The sequence below is a fragment of the Gardnerella sp. KA00288 genome (assembly GCF_049244085.1).
Taxonomy (GTDB): Bacteria; Actinomycetota; Actinomycetes; order Actinomycetales; family Bifidobacteriaceae; genus Bifidobacterium; species Bifidobacterium greenwoodii.
Window position 1 is genome coordinate 639,357 of sequence record NZ_CP058373.1, and the last position, 16,918, is coordinate 656,274.

Below are 16,918 nucleotides of genomic sequence, written 5' to 3' on the forward strand. Positions count from 1 at the left end.
AGTGTGTTTTGACGCGCGCGTTTTGCCTAGCGAATTCTGTGTAGCGCTTATAAAAAACCGCAGCCGATATAATTTCGACTGCGGTTTTTGTTTTATTTATTTTCAACTACATGCGACGATGACGTGCGAAAGTCACACCTCCGCCGATTGCAACAATTCCAGCAATAACGACTGCCACAACTGCGCCAATTGTAAGCGTGTTGTTGGAGCTGTTTTGTGCCTTTGCAGCATTGCCGTTTGCTTGAGCATTCTTGGACTCGTTGCTTGGAGTGTTGTTTGTTGTGTTGTTTTGATCGCTGCTATTGCTATTAGAATCCTGAGTTTCTTGCTTTGCGGAGTCTTCCTTTGCAGATTCCTTCGATTCAGCATTCTTAGAATCTTTAGCGTTCTTGCTTTGTGCTACGCCAGAGTTAGAAGTTGCTGCCGCATTTGCAGAAGCAGTGTGGTTAGCGTGCTTCGTGTTCTTTGCATTCGCACGTTCTTCCTTAGTAGACTTTCCAGCTTCACTCTTGGAAACAGACTGTGTAGCGTGATTTTCTGCGGTAGTTGAAGCAAACTCGTTAGATTGTTGTTCAACATCAACAGCAGGAACACTAACATGTGGTGTTTGTGGAATGAACGGAACATTACTGTTGCCAGTGTTACCAGTGTTTTCAGTGTTGCCAGTGTTGCCAGGGTTACCAGTATTACCAGTATTACCGTGACCGCTTTCTCCATCATGACTTGGCACAACAACCGGTGGCTTTGGTGCAGGTGGTGTTGGTGGCTCTGGAGTAACAGTATCTGGTGCAACATCTTGCAGTTTTTGCGAGAGTTTTTCTGCAGATTCTGTAAGAGTTTTAGCAGTAGTTTTCAGTGTATTAACTTTTCCTGTCAGAGTTTGTACGAAGCTTTCAAACTTTGGATAAGCTGCCAAGAATGTTGACTTCATGAAGGATTGCTGAATTGTTCGGTCAGTAACAACAGCCTTAAACTTTTCTTCCGCAGTCTTAAGATTCTTCTGTATAGTTTCAATCTTGGTTTTAGCTTCTGCAACAACCTCTTGAGCATGCTTAACCTTAGCTTGAGCATTTGTTACAGCAGTCTGAGCAAGCTTAATCTTCTTAACAACATTTTCTTTTGCAGTCTTAACAGCATCATTTGCAGTTTCAACCGATTTAGCAGCATTTTGAGCTTTTGTTGTTGCTGCTGTAAAAGCTGATTTATCTTGCTCTTGTGTTCTTATAGCACCTTGAAGAGCATTATTAGCTTCAGCTACCTTTTCACCAGCCTTAGTAACATTATCAGTCTCAGTTTGAATCTGAGTTGTAAGCTTATTAATCTTTTCAGTCAGATTAGTTACCTTCTCATTAGCCGCTTTAAGCTCTTGAGCAACCTGTTTCTTTGCAGCTTCAGCAGTTGATACTGCTTGCTTGGCTGACTCTACATTAGCTTCAGCTTCAGTAATATCCTGAGTAAATCTGCCATTAACTTCAGCTTGCTTTTCATTGGCAGCAGTGCGAGCTGCTTCAGCAGTCTGCTTGGCAGTTTCAGCCTGTGACTTCAACTCTTGTGCCTTTGTTTGCAATCCTTGAAGTTCGCCTTGAAGCTGCTGAATCTTCTGGTTGCGAGTATTTTGGTCTTCTTGAGATGCTTGAGTTGCGGCCTGCTTAGCAGCTTCATACGCCGAATTAGCAGTAGTCCAAGCAGTCTTCAGCTTATTAGCATTTTCCGCAGCCTTAGCTGAAGCTTCATTTGCTGCGCTAGCATTGTCCATCGCCTTCTCGAAGTTCTTCTTTGCTGTAATGACCTTCTTAATAAGCTCAGTTACTGTGTTAGCGCCTGTTTGAGAATTATTGCTTTCAGCGGTAATGACTTTATAAACAGAATCAAATAATTTGATATCAGCTACGTTTTCTTTTGCAGCAAGATCTGCCAAATTTCTAGAATTAGCAGGCTCTAGCTTCTTTTGGCCATTGTCTGTGACTTTATTTATATAAGAATCCAGCAAATTCTTGTAAGTATCAACAGATATGGTTTTTTCGGAATTGCCATGCCATACAGCAACGTCATAAATCAATGTTCCATTTTGGTTATATGTTTTTTGTGTACCGTTAGATGTTTCAGTAACAGTGAAGCTTGTATCCTTTATAGCTGTATCAGCTTCTGCAAATCCTGCTGCAGTATTATTAGTACTAACAAAATTTAGATAGTGTCCAACAGCGTGTTGGAACTTGGCTTGTATACTTTTATCAGAATCATCATTAAATAAGGTTGGAGAAAGTCCAGCTGATGCATAATCTAAGAAATCATATCTATGTTCCTGTAAGAAAGTTTTTCCTTCAGCTGTTAGTGTTTTTCCACCGAATGAATTGGATGAGAGTGTACCATCGTATATATCTTTTTCTTTGTAATACCATCCATCCATTGCGTTAGATTTAGTGGAAGAATGAGCGATATTAGAAGTACTGTTTATATCAATGCTCATAGTTCCTTTTTTGTTCATAGCACGATTGGAATCGTTGCCGTCAAATTCTCCCCACGCAAGATTTTCTGAAGAATCATCATATGCGTGAGATTTGAGCTGTTCTGGAGAAGCAGGGGTCACACTATGTTTCATGTCGAAATTAGCAGCATGATCTTGTATCGATGCAGAGTAGAAGGAGTGTATGATGCTTTCAGCAATAAGGCTTAAGCGGACACCAACTGTTGGTAAACCAGCTTTTTCTTCGTTACGAACTTTGTTAAGTGCATCATAATAAGTTGCAGCTTCCTTCAAATTTTGCAAAGAATCTGCTCCGCCAACACGTCGAAGTTTTTTAACGTAATCAGCCCAGATTGGAGCTTTCATTTCTTTTGCAGGGTTGCCGTAAGTGTCTTCACCTATTTTGATTTTTGTTTCGGTTGATCTAAAAGTTTCACCTTTAAGAATTTTTTGAGCGCGTTCAGCATCTGCAATTAAATCATTATTTCTTGAGCCATCGGTTTTTGCTTTTTCTGTGGAAATAATATATTCCAAGAATCCTTCGAAGCCTTTTTCTACTTCTGGATCAAGTTTCTCTTTATTATATTCTTCATTGTATTTTTTGGTTGCATCATCTGCAGCTTGGTCAAATGAAGCTATATTATTCTTATAATTTTCGTTTTGCTTAAGCGCAGTTTCTACATTGTTGAGTTCTTCTGCTTTAGAAGGGATTGCATTATTCGCATTGGTAGCTTCATGAGCTTTTTGAGTTGCTGTATTATTTGCTTCCTCATAAGCCTGCTTAGCTGCATTTGCTTTCTTTTCTAGCTCTTGTACCTCGGCATTTGTTGCTCCGGAACCAGCAGGTTTCAGATTATCTATTTGTTTTTGAATATTTTCCTGCTGTTGTGTATTTTCTTTTACTTTTTGCTCTGCTTCTTTTTGTGCTTGCTTTTTTTGATCAGCCTCGCTAGAAAGCCTATCTGCTACTCCCTGAGCTTGCTCTTTATTTTGCTTAGCTTTTTCAAGCTCGCCTTTGGCGGTATCTAGCTTGCCTTGTTCGATAGTTACATTTCCTTCAGCGGTTTTCTGTTTTTCAGTCTTATCAATAACGTCTTTGTTTGCAGTTTCAAGCTCTGTAGTTTTTGTATCTTTTTCGTCTTGAGTTTCCTTCAGCTTATTTTCAGCAGCAGTCTGCTTTTCTTTCTCTTGATCAAACGCAGCTTGCGTATCTTTAACCTCTTTGTCAGCGTTTTCTGCCGCAGTCTTCTTTTTATCTAATTCCTTATCAGCTTCTTTTTGCTGTTCTTCAGCTGTTTTAGCTTCTTTTTGCTTGTTTTCTAAGTCTTTCTGAGCTTTATTTACTTCCTTATTAGCATTAATGGCTTCTGCATTAGAATCATTAGCTTCATTTTCAGCCTTATTGACTTCCTCATCAAGTTTGTTTTTCTGCTCAGTAGCGTCGTCTACAGCTTTATTAGCTTCGCCTTTAGCTTTTTCTACCGGATTCTCATTGCTTGGCTTAACAACAGGCTGATTTGCGCCAGTGTCGGTAGTTGTTGCTGTTGCAGCATTGGCCACATTTGCCATGCCGAATAATGCAAGGGAACTTGCGCCTAATGAGATTGCTACTGCGAGTTTGGCGTTCATATTAACCTCTCCTCTTAATTGTTAATGGAAATCAGAAGATTTTCATATCTCTTGCCAAGCTTTTTAGAAAAGCAGCATCGCTGTGAATGTAGCTTTTCTTTTAACTTGTGCTAAGAAAATATTTTATTCTCCAACGGGGGGGGGGTATCAAGTTTTTTCACGGTAATTCTATCAAATACCCATAGATTATTAAGAAAAATTTATGGATTCGCGCAAGTCGCACTAAACATACGCGAATCCATATATAAAACTTGCAAACGTCTGCTTCTTGCGAAAGCTTACGCTTACTTCTTTCGCGAAGTGTACATCTGCGTATTAAGCAGCGTTGCGTAATGCTTAATAACACGTGGGCGAATAATCTTCATAGATGCTGTCATTAAGCCATTTTCTTGCGTAAACTCTTCTGGCAAAATAATGAACTTTCGCACGGATTCTGCGCGAGACACGCCCTCGTTAGCACTGTCAACGAACTTCTGTACTTCGGCGCGCACAACAGCATTATTTGCAGCTTCGCTCATGCTCATGGTTTCGTCTAATCCCTTAAGCTTAAGCCAGTTGCGCAAAATCTCCTCGTCTAAAGTAACAAGTGCGGAAATAAATGGACGCTTATCTCCAAGTACTAATGCTTGAGACACAATCTCGCATCTCTTAATCATCTCTTCAATAGGTCCAGGCGCAACGTTTTTACCGCCAGCTGTAATAATCAAATCCTTTTTGCGGCCGGTAATATAAAGCATGCCTTCGTCGTCAATTCTTCCCAAATCGCCTGTTGCATACCAGCCGTCTTTGGTGAACGAAGTTTCAGTTGCTTCGTCGTTCTTATGGTACTTATGGAACACGCATGTGCCCTTAATTTGCACTTCGCCATCTTCTGCAATGCGCAAAGTAAAGGCTGGGAATGCAATTCCAACAGAGCCTTCTCGGAAAGGAACTCCGATTGGTGTAAACGCGCATGGGGCAGTGGTTTCAGTAAGACCGTAGCCTTCGTACACTGGAACTCCTGCGCCGCGGAAGAAGGAAAGCAGCTCAGGGTCTAGTGGAGCGCCGCCGGCAACAATCCAGTGCGCGCGTCCGCCAAGAGCCTGGCGAAGTGGGCGGTAAACAAGCGGATCGTAAGCAGTTCGGCGAGCCTTAGTAAGCGCTTTAGCATCACCAAACTCTTGAACTTCCTTCATATACTGCTGAGCCGTCACAACAGCACCCTGGAAAGCCAAGCCTTTAGCGCCGTGACCGGCCTTCTGCGAAGCCGCGTTATAAACTTTTTCAAGAACTCGAGGAACAACAATCATAACCGTAGGTTTTGCAACCTGCAAATCAGAAATTAAAGTAGAAATTCCTTGAGCAATGTAAATTCGCAATGTACTTGCCACAACAATGTAGTTGATTGCGCGCGCAAAAGAGTGTGCTTGCGGAAGGAACAGAAGCACAGAACCGTCTTTTTCGCTTAACAAATCTGGCAGGTAGATTGGCAGGTTTAGTGCGGTTGTGCAGTAGTGCTCGTGTGTCATTTCAACGCCTTTAGGCGCTGCTGTGGAGCCGGAAGTGTAAACAATTGAGCACAAGTCTGTTTTCTTTACGGAATCAATGCGCTCGTCCAATTCTTCGTCGCTAACTGTAGAGCCAAAAGCCTTAAGCTCTTCCAGCCCGCCGGTTTCTAAGCAAATAATACGTTCCAAGCTTGGGCATTCTTCAATAGCGCCGTCTGCCTTATCTCGCATTTCTGTAGTTCCAACAATAAGAAAACGCGAGTCGGAATTATTAACAATGTTGCGAATCTGCTCTTCAGAATCCGTGTCGTAAATAGTGGCGAGCACGCCGCCGCAAGCCATAACAGCAGCATCTGTAACATCCCACTCGTACGACGTTTTGCACATAAGAGCAACAGCATCTCCCTTGTGCAAGCCGTAGTGAATTAAGCCTTTTGCGGCATCCCTAACTTCTTTAAGGAACTGATTTGCGGTCTTAGTAACCCACGTATCGTTTTCTTTGTAAGTGTAAAGCGGGTCGTCTCCCATGCGTGCAGCACGGTCTGCATACAAGTCGTAAATGCTTGTGCCTTCTTCCAGTGGTGCAGCGCTTTCCGTTTTTGTGGTAAGCAAACCTGTTTCTGGGTCAATAAACGTGGTTGTTGGCATTCCTGCGCCCCACTCTTCTACGCGTGGAAGACGTTTATTTTGCGAAAGTAGAGTATTTGTAGAAGATTCTTGTTCTTCATTCTGGTAGCCTGGTTCGCCTGCGCGATCGTCGCTGACTGGGTGTGCGAAATTGCTGCCAATACGCAATGCTTTACGTGCAAGATTAAACGCTTGCTGTTGGAGTGCATTAAAGACGGACACATCTGCTCCTTAATCATGCCTTAGCGGCTCTTAAAAGCGCATAGTTTCAAAGTGCGCTTAGTGCTGTTATCTATAATAATCGTTTGTGTGCTCAAGTTGTGTAAGTGTTTGAATATTATTTTATTTTATTTATTAAATAATTGAGATTTAAAATTAGTCTTGCTCTGTGGTTACACTAGAAAAGTTGCTTTGGCGAGGGAATATGCCGACGGTTTGTTGGCAAAGTTCCGTTATCGACTGGGCTGATAGCCACTTATGGTTTTCGGCGCGTCGGTGCGCCTGAAGCTGGATTAACAAACAAAACTATCCAGACCATAAGGAGACCGATATGGCTACAAAGATTACTCTTGAAGGCGAAGTTCGCAACGAGTTTGGTAAGGGCGTTGCTCGCCGCTTGCGTGTTGCAAATTTGATTCCAGCAAGCCTTTACGCTGGCGGTGCTGATCCAGTGCACGTCACTCTTCCAATGCGTGAGACCACCTTGGCTTTGCGTCACGCAAATGCTTTGTTCACTATTAAGTTTGGCAAGGAATCTCGTATTGCAGTTGTTAAGGATGTTCAGCGCAATCCTGTTAAGCGCATTGTTGAGCACATTGACTTCTACGAGGTTAAGGCTGGCGAAAAGATTGACGTTGAAGTTCCAGTCTTCGTTGAAGGTACTCCAAAGGGTGCTGCTGTTGCATTCGTTGACGTTCAGGAGCTCAAGGTTCGCGCAGACGTTGCCAACTTGCCAGAGCGTGTTGTTGTTAACGTTGACGGCTTGACCGACGGCACCAAGGTCTTTGCTAAGGACGTTAAGCTTCCTAAGGGCGTTGTGCTCGACATGGATGGCGAAGAGTCTGTTGTTAGCGTCACCGTTCCTGAAGATGCTGCTCCAGCCGAAGATGCTGCTCCTGCTGCTGATGCTGCCGCCGCTCCAGCTGATGCTCCTGCTGCAGAAGAAAAGTAAGTTATAAAGTAAGCTATAAAGTAAGCTATCGTATTTAATTACGAATTAACTTATAACTTATAAATAGTTTAAAATTTTAAGCCGCATAAGAACTGACTTATGCGGCTTTTTGTATAAAATCAATAAATTTGCTAAATAATTTTTACTTTCAACCATATTTTTTGAAATATTTCTTAAAATATTTTGGCGTGTAAGTTTTGCTAAACGCAAGAATCGTATTATCCTATACGTTAATTGCGTTAAAAGGCAATAAAAAATATTACAGATAGAAAAGAGACATAATGGCTGATTTAGAAATCGCTCCAGAGTTTTCAGACGCCTATGAATCCGATGATCATAGCAATCCTGCTCTGTTGAACAAATTAGCTGGCAACTTTGAAGTTCTGCCTAACGATAATCCTGTTTCGGACGCAAAGCGCAACGAACTTATTGATAAGCCTGCTTTCGGTCAGATTTTCTCCGACAATATGGTTCACATGTCTTGGACTAAAGGCGAAGGCTGGTCGGATCGTCGCGTGGAGCCTTACGGACCATTGAAAATGGATCCAGGCGCATCCGTTTTGCATTACGCTCAGGAATGCTTCGAAGGTTTGAAGGCGTACAAGCGTGCCGACGGTTCAATTTGGCTGTTCCGTCCAGATATTAACGCTGCTCGCTTCCAGAATTCTGCTAAGCGTTTGTATTTGCCAGATCTTTCTATTGACGACTTTATTGGTTCTGTTGCAGCTTTGGTAAAGCGAGATAAGCAGTGGGTTCCAAGCCGCCGCGAGTATACGCTTTACATGCGTCCATTCATGTTTGCTTCCGAGCCATTCCTTGGTGTGCGTGAAGCTCATGAGGTTGAATATTGCGTTATTGCTTCTCCATCCGGCCCATACTTCAAGGGTGGTTTGAAGCCTGTTAGCATTTGGGTTGAAGACCAGTGGTTCCGCACTGGTCCTGGTGGTACCGGTTTTGCTAAGTGCGGCGGAAATTATGCTGCTTCCTTGCTTGGTGAATACAAGGGTATTGAGCATGGTTGCGAGCAGGTTTGCTTCGTGGATGCTGCAACTAAGACTTATTTGGAAGAGCTTGGCGGCATGAACATGTTTGCGCTCCACAAGGACGGTCATTTGGAAACACCATCTCTTACTGGCAGCATTCTTCCAGGCGTTACGCGTCGTTCTTTGATTCAGCTTGCTAAAGAGGCTGGCCATGATGTTGTTGAAACTATGATTCCGCTTCAAGGCTTGCTTGACGACATTCGTTCTGGCGAGGTAACTGAAGTCTTTGCTTGCGGTACTGCTGCAATCATCACGCCAATTGGTCGCTTTAAGTCAGACGACTTCGATCTTAAGGTTTCTGACGGTGGCGTTGGTGAGTTGACTCAGGCTTTGCGCGACGAGTTACTTGGCATTCAGCTTGGCGATGTTGAAGACAAGCACAACTGGATGTGGAAAGTTTGCGACTAATTAGCTAATAATAAGCTAATAAATGGTTTGCAAACGCTTACGCAGGTTGCAAATAATTTAATATAAATAATTGCGTGTGGCGCGTCGTGCTCTATGTATGTAGATTCATATAAGGTACGGCGCGTCACTTATTTGCGTAATCTGTTTTTCGCAATCTGTTTTGCGTAATCGTAATAATTATTTTTCGAAGGGATATTCTGTGGAAGGCGCATTAGGGGATAACATCTTCTTTCTAATTGTTGAATATGTTGCTGTGGGATGCTGCGGAATGGTTGGCGGACTGTGGGCTATTCGTAAAAAGTACGATGTTTTTGCCATTATTACCACTTCTTGGATTACTGCGTTGGGTGGCGGAATTGTGCGCGATGTTTTACTTGGAGCGTTACCGCCTGTTGGGATTGCGGATCATGGTTTTGTGATTGCTGGACTACTTTCCGGCATAATTGTTGCAATCGCGCATCCAGAGATTGATAAGTGGCGTTGGTTTATGCTTACGATTGACGCGCTCGCATTGGGATTATTTGCTGTAAACGGAACTGCAAAAGGCTTAGATTTTCACATGTCTGGCACGACTTCAGTATTTTTAGGAATGGCGACCGCTTTGGGAGGCGGTCTTATTCGCGACATGATTTTGAATCAGGTTCCAGTTATTGTGCGAGATAAACATTGGTATGCTGTTCCGGCTGCAGCTGGTTGCGTTCTTACGGTTTTTGTATTTAAAGCAAAACACGCTGGTTTATTTGGCGTAACTGTTGAGATTATTTTGGATGTGCTTATTGTTGCGCTGGTAGTTGCAATGCGTTTGCTATCTGTAAAATTTGACTTGACTTTATTCGGAGCAATGAATCGCACTGAGCCGATTAAAGTGCGACGTCCGCGCATTCGCCGCTTAAGCTTAAATAATCGCAAGCGCAGATAGTTTTAGATAGTCTTAAATATCTTAAGCGCAAATAATCTAAATGAGTTTTAATTGCGAATAAAAATAATCCCCAGCGCCTGTTGGTACTGGGGATTTTCCTTACATGCTGTGTTATGCAGTTACCTGCACAAACTTCACAGAGCGTTAATCGCTACAGCAAGACCGGACTTGCGGTTTGCAGCCTGATTCTTGTGAATCACGCCACGGCCTGCAGCCTTGTCAAGCTTCTGAGCGGCTACTGCGAAAGCGGCCTGTGCTGCAGCCTTATCACCAGCGGTGATGGCTTCACGAGTTGCACGAATAGCGGTCTTCAAAGCAGACTTTACTGCTACGTTACGCTTGTGTGCTTTCTCGTTGGTGAGCACGCGCTTCTTCTGCGACTTAATGTTTGCCACTGTTACTCCAAACGACGTTTGCTATATAAGGACATACAAAGCGTAAGCATATCATGATTATTGGATAACTTTACTGTAGCTGGCGTTTGTTGTCGTTTCGGCTGTATTTGACCACATTTGCCGTGTATTTTTCCTGGCGTTTGTGGTCGTTTTGTCTGTATTTGACTACATTTGCCGTGTATTTTCCCGGCGTTTGTTGTTGTTTTGTCTGCATTTGACCACATTTGCCGTGTATTTTCCCGGCGTTTGTTTCACTAGACTAGGGGTAGTAGAGTTGGTAAGATTAATTACTTGCGTAGCTTACGCAATTTAATACTATCCGCGTATTTAATAAGGAGATGCTTGCTTTGATTACACCGCATAACCAGCCAGGATTTACGGATCAGTCGTTGATACGCAATTTCTGCATTATTGCGCATATTGATCACGGCAAGTCTACCGTAGCTGACCGCATTTTGCAGCTTTCCGGAATCGTTCCGGAGCGTGAAATGCGCGACCGTTTCTTGGATCGCATGGATATTGAGCAAGAGCGCGGAATTACTATTAAATCTCAGGCTGTTCGAGTGCCGTGGACTTTTGAAGGCAAAGAGTATTCGCTTGGCATGATTGATACTCCTGGTCACGTCGATTTTACTTACGAGGTTTCGCGCGCGCTTGCAGCATGCGAAGGTGCGGTGCTGCTTGTTGACGCAACTCAGGGCATTGAAGCGCAAACGCTTTCTAATCTTTATATGGCAATCGACCACAATTTGACGATTATTCCTGTGCTTAACAAAATCGACTTGCCAAGCGCAGAGCCAGACAAGCATGCTGAAGAAATCGCGGGCTTAATCGGCTGCAAGCCGGAAGATGTTCTACGCGTGTCTGGCAAAACCGGCGAAGGTGTTAAAGACTTACTTGATCAAATTGTGCTGGAAGTTCCAGCCCCAAGCGGAAATCCTAATTCTCCTGCTCGCGCGCTTATTTTTGACTCCGTCTACGATTCGTATCGCGGAATCGTCACCTATATTCGTATGGTTGATGGCGAACTTAAGTCGCGCGAAAAGTTGCATATGATGGGAATCGGCATGACGCACGATCCTATTGAAATCGGCGTTATTAGCCCAGATATGACTCCAACAAAGGCGCTTGGAGCGGGCGAAGTCGGCTACGTAATTACAGGCGCAAAAGATGTTAGCCAGTCTAAAGTCGGCGACACCATTACCAGCGCAGTAAATCCTGCATCTGAGCCTTTGGATGGTTATCGCGACCCTAAGCCTATGGTTTACGCAGGTCTTTTTCCAATTGACAACGCGCAATTCCCGGAACTTCGAGATGCTCTTGACAAGCTAAAACTTAACGACGCTGCTCTTATTTACGAGCCAGAAACTTCGGTTGCATTGGGATTTGGTTTCCGTTGTGGATTCTTGGGTCTTTTGCATATGGAGATTGTTTCCGAGCGTTTAAGTCGCGAGTTTGGCTTGGATCTTATTTCTACCGCCCCAAACGTAACTTACGACGTTACAAGCGAAGACGGCAGCGAACATCACGTAACGAATCCTAGCGAGTTTCCAGAAGGCAAAATTAAGCGCATTATTGAGCCAATGGTTGCGGCCGACATTATTACGCCGAAAGAATTTATTGGTGCTGTAATGGATTTGTGCCAGGAGCATCGCGGAGAAATGGGCACAATGGAATACATTAGTGCCGACCGCGTGGAAATGCACTACAGGATTCCTCTTGCAGAAATCGTTTTTGACTTCTTCGATCAGCTTAAAAGCCGCACAAAAGGCTACGCTTCTCTTGACTACCACGAAGATGGCGAGCAAGCTGCCGACCTTGTGAAGGTTGATATTCTTATTCAGGGAGATAAGGTTGACGCTTTTAGCGCGATTGTGCACCGAGATAAGGCTTATTCTTACGGCGTTATGATGACTAAGAAGCTTCGCGGTCTTATTCCTCGCCAGCAGTTTGAGATTCCAATTCAGGCGGCAATCGGCTCTAGAATTATTGCTCGCGAAACTATTAGCGCTCTTCGAAAAGACGTGCTTGCTAAATGCTACGGCGGCGATATTACGCGTAAACGCAAGCTTCTTGAAAAACAGAAGGCTGGTAAGAAGCGCATGAAGATGCTCGGCCACGTTGAAGTTCCGCAGGAAGCATTTGTTGCGGCTTTGGCTACAGACGAGAGCGCAAACGATCGCGATACTAAAGATAAGATTCGCGCTGCGCAAAAGTCCGAAGGATGAGTTTAGAGTTGGATGCTGAATTAAATAAATCAGCTACGCAAACTAAAAGCATGCCTTTTGAAGTGTACGTGCATGTGCCGTTTTGCTTAAGGCGCTGCGGTTATTGCGATTTTAACACGTATACGGCTCGCGATTTGGGTGAAGGTGCGAGCCGCGAAGGTTATGCGAATGTTGCGATTCAAGAGATGCGTCTTGTAAAAAAATGGCAGGAATATCACGGAATTTTCGAGCCTAAAGCGCAATCTGTTTTCTTCGGCGGAGGCACTCCAACAGTTCTTAAAGCGCATGACTTAGTGCGAATTTTGCAGGAAATACGCGACTTGTGGGGATTTAAACCTGGAGCGGAAATAACTACTGAAGCAAATCCGGATACTGCAGACGAAAAGTATATTGAAACGCTTGCAGAAGGCGGATTTACGCGAATATCTTTTGGAATGCAATCAGCAGTGCCGCACGTGCTAAAAACTTTGGACCGCACGCATACTCCAGAAAACGTAACTCGCGGTGTAAAAGCGGCAAATGCTTGCGGCTTGCGTTCAAGCGTTGACTTGATTTATGGCGCTCCAGGGGAGAGCTTGGATGATTGGCGAAAGTCAGTAGAAATGGCTTTAAGCCTAGGAGTAAACCACGTTTCCGCATACGCGCTAACGGTAGAGCCGCGCACAAAAATGGGCCGTCAAATCGCTGTCGGCGCTATTCAAGCGCCAAACGACGATGATGAAGCCGCAAAATACGAGTTGGCAGATGAGCTTTTTAGTTCTGCTGGATTAAAGTGGTATGAGATTTCTAATTGGGCGCGCACCGGTTTTGAATCTCAGCACAATCTTGGCTACTGGCGAAACATTGATTGGGCTGGAATTGGTCCTGGAGCGCACTCTCACTACAATGCGGCGAGCGCTCTTAGCAAGCAAAGTGTTGATTCGGATGCTAAAGAAGCGAATCCTAATCAAGAATACAATTTGCGCGCGTGGGATATTTTGCATCCAAAACGCTGGGCTCAGGCTATTAACGCAGGAAACGTGCCGTGGCAAAACTACGAGTGCATAAACGCTGAAGACGCGCTAATTGAAGAAGTAATGCTTGGGTTGCGTATTAGCGAAGGGCTTAATATTTCGCAATTGTGCGCAAAGATGCGTGAAACTAATCAGGTGTTCGACGATTCGCATTTGCAAAAAGTGGTACGCGAAGTGTGCAAGGAAGACTTGGCAGAGTTGCACGAAAATCGCATTATTGCAACGCGCAAAGGTAGGCTGCTCAACGATTTATTAATAGAAAGAATCGTTGACGCGTGTGAAGAAGGCCTTACGTGCTAAAATAGTGCGTATTGTGTGAGTTTTGTGCAATAGATGCGTTGTATGCGAAAATTTCAGCGTAGAAAGGAACTTAATCATGGCAAACCGCAAAGAGCGTCGCGCAAGGGATAAGCAGAATCGTAGGGGTATTCCTTCGCAGTATGATGAAACGAAAGGTCGCGCTCGCGGCGGAATGATTGACGAATATAATCTTCAAGAGCGTTCTCGCAAGCTTCAAGAAAAGGGTGCTGGACCTTGGAAGCCAACTTCTAATGTGACGGCTGAAGAAGAAAAAATTGCCCGAAACATTCGCAGAGCTGAATCAGGCGACGATACTTGGAACGCAGTTCGTAAGGTTATTGGCGTTTGCTCTTGGGCTGTGATTTTGATTTCTGCATTCGCATTTTTGGTGATTATGTGGCGGCCAAGCCAGCCGATTGCGCTCGTTATAACTATTGCAGTGCTGTTTGCTTTGGGCGTATTTGGGCTGTTCTTTAGCTTTAGCAACGCTAAACGCAATCCGCGCCTAGACGAGCATGGCACCGCGCTTTAGGTTGATTTAGGTTGATTTAGGTCAATTTAGTCGCGTTTATAAATAAATAAAACTGTTTTTAATAATTAAGGCGGGCACTTATAAACGGTGCTCGCCTTAATTGTTTGTTGTGCTACATTTGCATACTATTCTTCATAGTTTATCTTCTAGTTTTTGCAATAAACTTTGCTAATAGTGTTGTTAATGCTGCTATTGTTATTAGAGCCATTATTGCAAGGGCCAGTGAATTGTCTGCGCCCATTTTTGGTAGCGTGTTTTTCTTAGCAAATCCCAGTTTTTTAGCGCCGCTTTTATTTGAATTTGCAGAATCGTTAGTTTGATTTGAATTTGATGATTCTAGCGATTCTGATTTATTGTTGCGCTCGTTTTGATTGTTAACATTGTTCGACTGATAGCTAGCGTTTTCGTGACTATTGCTTCCGTCTGTTAAGCCATTATCTAAGTTTAGACTTGGGATATTAATGGAATCGGATTCAGATTTGTCACTATCGTTAGTGTCAGAGCCGTTTCCAGAGTTGTTATTTGGATCCTGCGGATTCTGTGGATTCTGCGGATCCTTTGGATTTTCTGGATTCTCTGGATCGGAATCCTTAGTGTAAACTGCGTATACCGTAATATCGGATATTACAGCTGTTGTGCCCAAGAATTTAGTGCCTATTCCGTCTGCTTTTGTATTCCACTCCTTAAACGTGTAACCCGCTTTAGTAGGATTTTTTGGCATAGACTGATTCTCTAAAGAATCGCCTTCAATAGTCTTTCCAACTTCTACTTCAACAGTCGCAATAATTTTTTCTCCGTCTTTGAATGTTACTTTTCTATGCGCGGAATCTTCTACAGGAATAAACTTCCACACTCCAACTAAAGTAATGTTTTTATCTACATTTTTAATAGTCGTAACAGGCTCGCCTTTTCCGTCAATCTTCCATCCAGCGAGTTCATCAAAAACCCACGTGCCGGTCTTCTTAGTGCCATCGCCAACTACTTCTGGATAAGGTTCAAATGTTGAATTGTCTGTTGTATTCAAAGTAGAGTTATTGATAGTAATTGACTTTCCTTTATAAACGTTAATTGGCTTTAATTCATACTGTTTATTAATGTATTCAGGCAGCGTTTGGCCAGAAGTTCCACTTTCAAACTTGAAATCAACTTTGTACGGAACTTCTACAGGAATTTCTACGTCTTCTTCCTTAAATTTAACGTTAAAAGGTATAAGTTTCTCTGAGTCGTATGCTCCAAGACTTCTATATACGTAATTGATTTTTCCAGATAGTTCGCCTTGTGCTGAGCCTTCAATTTTGTAGGTTTTTCCAGCTTGTGCATCGGTGTTAAACCATACAGGAATAAACTTAATATTTATCTCTTTAACTAAATTGTTAATCCTACGTTTAATCTCATCGTACGAGTAGGCGTAAGGCTTCATTAACTGATTGCCTCTGTACCAGTCTTTTAGGTACGCGGTTGCTGTAATAGTATTACCTTCTTCTTTTACATCTTTGAGCGCAAAATCACCAAAATCACCTAAAAGCGATGTTGGGTCGGTTCTCACTCCACCGTTTTTCATTGCGTAGTTTTTTAATGGGTCATAAGGAAGTTTTATACTAGGCGATAACGATAGATCTCTACTAGGCGATAACGATATTTCTTTAGGCAACTTAAAAGTGAGTTTGATTGATACGTTTAAGTTCGATACGTACACTCTTGAAACATCATTAATCTTTGTTTTTAGCCATTTTTCAACATTTTCTAAAGAGGATTTGAATGGATTGCTGCTAATCTTAGAGTTTATTTCAAGACCATCTCTAGTTATAAGAGGAGAGTTGTAATCTTCGTACGTAACTTTTTGAGCAGTTCCCAATAAAACGAATTTGCCCTTTGATGGAATGTCTTTGTTATTGTTTTTGTGTGTTAAATCATTGCTGTAAATAAGCTGATTATAACCTTGCTCATTCATATTAAGAGGATCGCTTATTTTAGATTCACCGCCAAGAAGTGGAATGTTCAGCTCGTGCGTAATATAGGTAAACCCGAATCCAGGTACCCATTTCCCACTATCTTTATCTTTTCTGTACAGATTCAAAATGCCTGTACCAGTAATGTTTTTATTTTGAACTTGTTCAAGTGAGCTTTTTTTAAACGAAAAATGAGCTGTTAGCTTTACAGTTTTGGAATCACTAGAATTAGATAAATCTTCCCACGTGTTTTCCGCTAAATTTGCAATAAGCGTGATTGTATTTTTATGGCGAGGATAGATTTTTGTGCTCGCTGATTCAACTAGTGAAGAGTTATTCTCAACGCTTACATTTTGTTGCCATTCAATAGGTTCAGGCAAAGATAGCGAGTAGCTAAAATCAAGCTTAGCTTTTTGGTCTTTATAATATTCCATTTGTTGCTTAGTTGCGTTAAGAACCTCATTGAATGGAATATTTAGCGTAAGAGTGCCTGAATATTTAGTAGCGTTGTTGCTGTTTGCGTCTACAGCATTGCCCGACGCATTGGTTGCGCTGATTTGCAGCGAGGCATATTTTCCAACTTCTAATAGTGGGCTATTAACGTTTAATCCACCGTAAAATGGCCCAGGAATGTCTTGATTGTCTTGATTGTTTTGAATATTGTTATTGTCGCTTGCAAACGATGCTTTGGAAAATGCAGTTAATGAAGATGCGAACAACCCCCCCCCAAGGCAAAAATTAGGAAAGAGGTTA

General features: G+C 42.9%; 10 protein-coding genes. 6 read left to right on the forward strand and 4 right to left on the reverse strand.

The window, feature by feature from the left end; all coding sequences use genetic code 11:
- Positions 1–106: 106 nt before the first annotated feature.
- Both HXT52_RS02375 and HXT52_RS02380 read right to left on the reverse strand, forming a co-directional pair.
- Positions 107–4,093 (reverse strand): hypothetical protein, encoded by a 3,987-nt coding sequence (locus tag HXT52_RS02375; RefSeq protein WP_421776116.1) that lies wholly within the window; start codon positions 4,091–4,093, stop codon positions 107–109.
- 284 nt (positions 4,094–4,377) lie between these two features.
- The gene (locus HXT52_RS02380) at positions 4,378–6,429 is read right to left on the reverse strand and encodes an AMP-dependent synthetase/ligase (protein WP_004137344.1); all 2,052 of its coding nucleotides are present in this window, start codon (positions 6,427–6,429) and stop codon (positions 4,378–4,380) included.
- A gap of 328 nt (positions 6,430–6,757) precedes the next feature.
- Here HXT52_RS02380 and HXT52_RS02385 point away from each other — a divergent pair, with 328 nt between their 5' ends.
- From HXT52_RS02385 to HXT52_RS02395, 3 genes are all read left to right on the forward strand, one after another.
- Complete coding sequence (locus tag HXT52_RS02385) at positions 6,758–7,378, forward strand: 50S ribosomal protein L25/general stress protein Ctc (RefSeq protein ID WP_421776117.1); 621 nt, start codon at positions 6,758–6,760, stop codon at positions 7,376–7,378.
- A 281-nt stretch (positions 7,379–7,659) separates the two neighbouring features.
- On the forward strand, positions 7,660–8,829 hold the full coding sequence (locus HXT52_RS02390) for a branched-chain amino acid aminotransferase (protein WP_004137340.1): 1,170 nt from the start codon (positions 7,660–7,662) through the stop codon (positions 8,827–8,829).
- 199 nt (positions 8,830–9,028) lie between these two features.
- Positions 9,029–9,748 (forward strand): trimeric intracellular cation channel family protein, encoded by a 720-nt coding sequence (locus tag HXT52_RS02395; protein WP_421776118.1) that lies wholly within the window; start codon positions 9,029–9,031, stop codon positions 9,746–9,748.
- A gap of 134 nt (positions 9,749–9,882) precedes the next feature.
- Here the strand turns inward: HXT52_RS02395 and rpsT are convergent, their stop codons facing one another.
- Positions 9,883–10,143 (reverse strand): 30S ribosomal protein S20, encoded by a 261-nt coding sequence (gene rpsT / locus HXT52_RS02400; RefSeq protein WP_004127335.1) that lies wholly within the window; start codon positions 10,141–10,143, stop codon positions 9,883–9,885.
- Positions 10,144–10,490: 347 nt separating this feature from the next.
- On the opposite strand from rpsT, the gene lepA reads away from it, so the two are divergent.
- From lepA to HXT52_RS02415, 3 genes are all read left to right on the forward strand, one after another.
- Positions 10,491–12,371 (forward strand): translation elongation factor 4, encoded by a 1,881-nt coding sequence (lepA, locus tag HXT52_RS02405; protein WP_421776119.1) that lies wholly within the window; start codon positions 10,491–10,493, stop codon positions 12,369–12,371.
- The gene (gene hemW, locus HXT52_RS02410; protein WP_421776120.1) at positions 12,368–13,684 is read left to right on the forward strand and encodes a radical SAM family heme chaperone HemW; all 1,317 of its coding nucleotides are present in this window, start codon (positions 12,368–12,370) and stop codon (positions 13,682–13,684) included. The genes lepA and hemW overlap by 4 nt, the downstream gene beginning before the upstream one ends.
- Positions 13,685–13,760: 76 nt before the next feature.
- On the forward strand, positions 13,761–14,216 hold the full coding sequence (locus HXT52_RS02415) for a tripartite tricarboxylate transporter TctB family protein (RefSeq protein WP_421776121.1): 456 nt from the start codon (positions 13,761–13,763) through the stop codon (positions 14,214–14,216).
- 139 nt (positions 14,217–14,355) lie between these two features.
- On the opposite strand, the gene HXT52_RS02420 is transcribed toward HXT52_RS02415, so the two are convergent.
- A complete protein-coding gene (locus HXT52_RS02420; RefSeq protein ID WP_421776122.1) occupies positions 14,356–16,884 on the reverse strand; it encodes an InlB B-repeat-containing protein in 2,529 nt (842 codons plus the stop codon).
- Positions 16,885–16,918: the final 34 nt, after the last annotated feature.

What these genes read in the sequence shown, in the direction of transcription:
- HXT52_RS02375 (WP_421776116.1), bottom strand. Translation starts at nt 4,093, where the DNA reads ATGAACGCCAAACTCGCAGTAGCAATCTCATTAGGCGCAAGTTCCCTT.
- HXT52_RS02385 (WP_421776117.1), top strand. Translation starts at nt 6,758, where the DNA reads ATGGCTACAAAGATTACTCTTGAAGGCGAAGTTCGCAACGAGTTTGGT.
- hemW (WP_421776120.1), top strand. Translation starts at nt 12,368, where the DNA reads ATGAGTTTAGAGTTGGATGCTGAATTAAATAAATCAGCTACGCAAACT.
- HXT52_RS02415 (WP_421776121.1), top strand. Translation starts at nt 13,761, where the DNA reads ATGGCAAACCGCAAAGAGCGTCGCGCAAGGGATAAGCAGAATCGTAGG.
- HXT52_RS02390 (WP_004137340.1), top strand. Translation starts at nt 7,660, where the DNA reads ATGGCTGATTTAGAAATCGCTCCAGAGTTTTCAGACGCCTATGAATCC.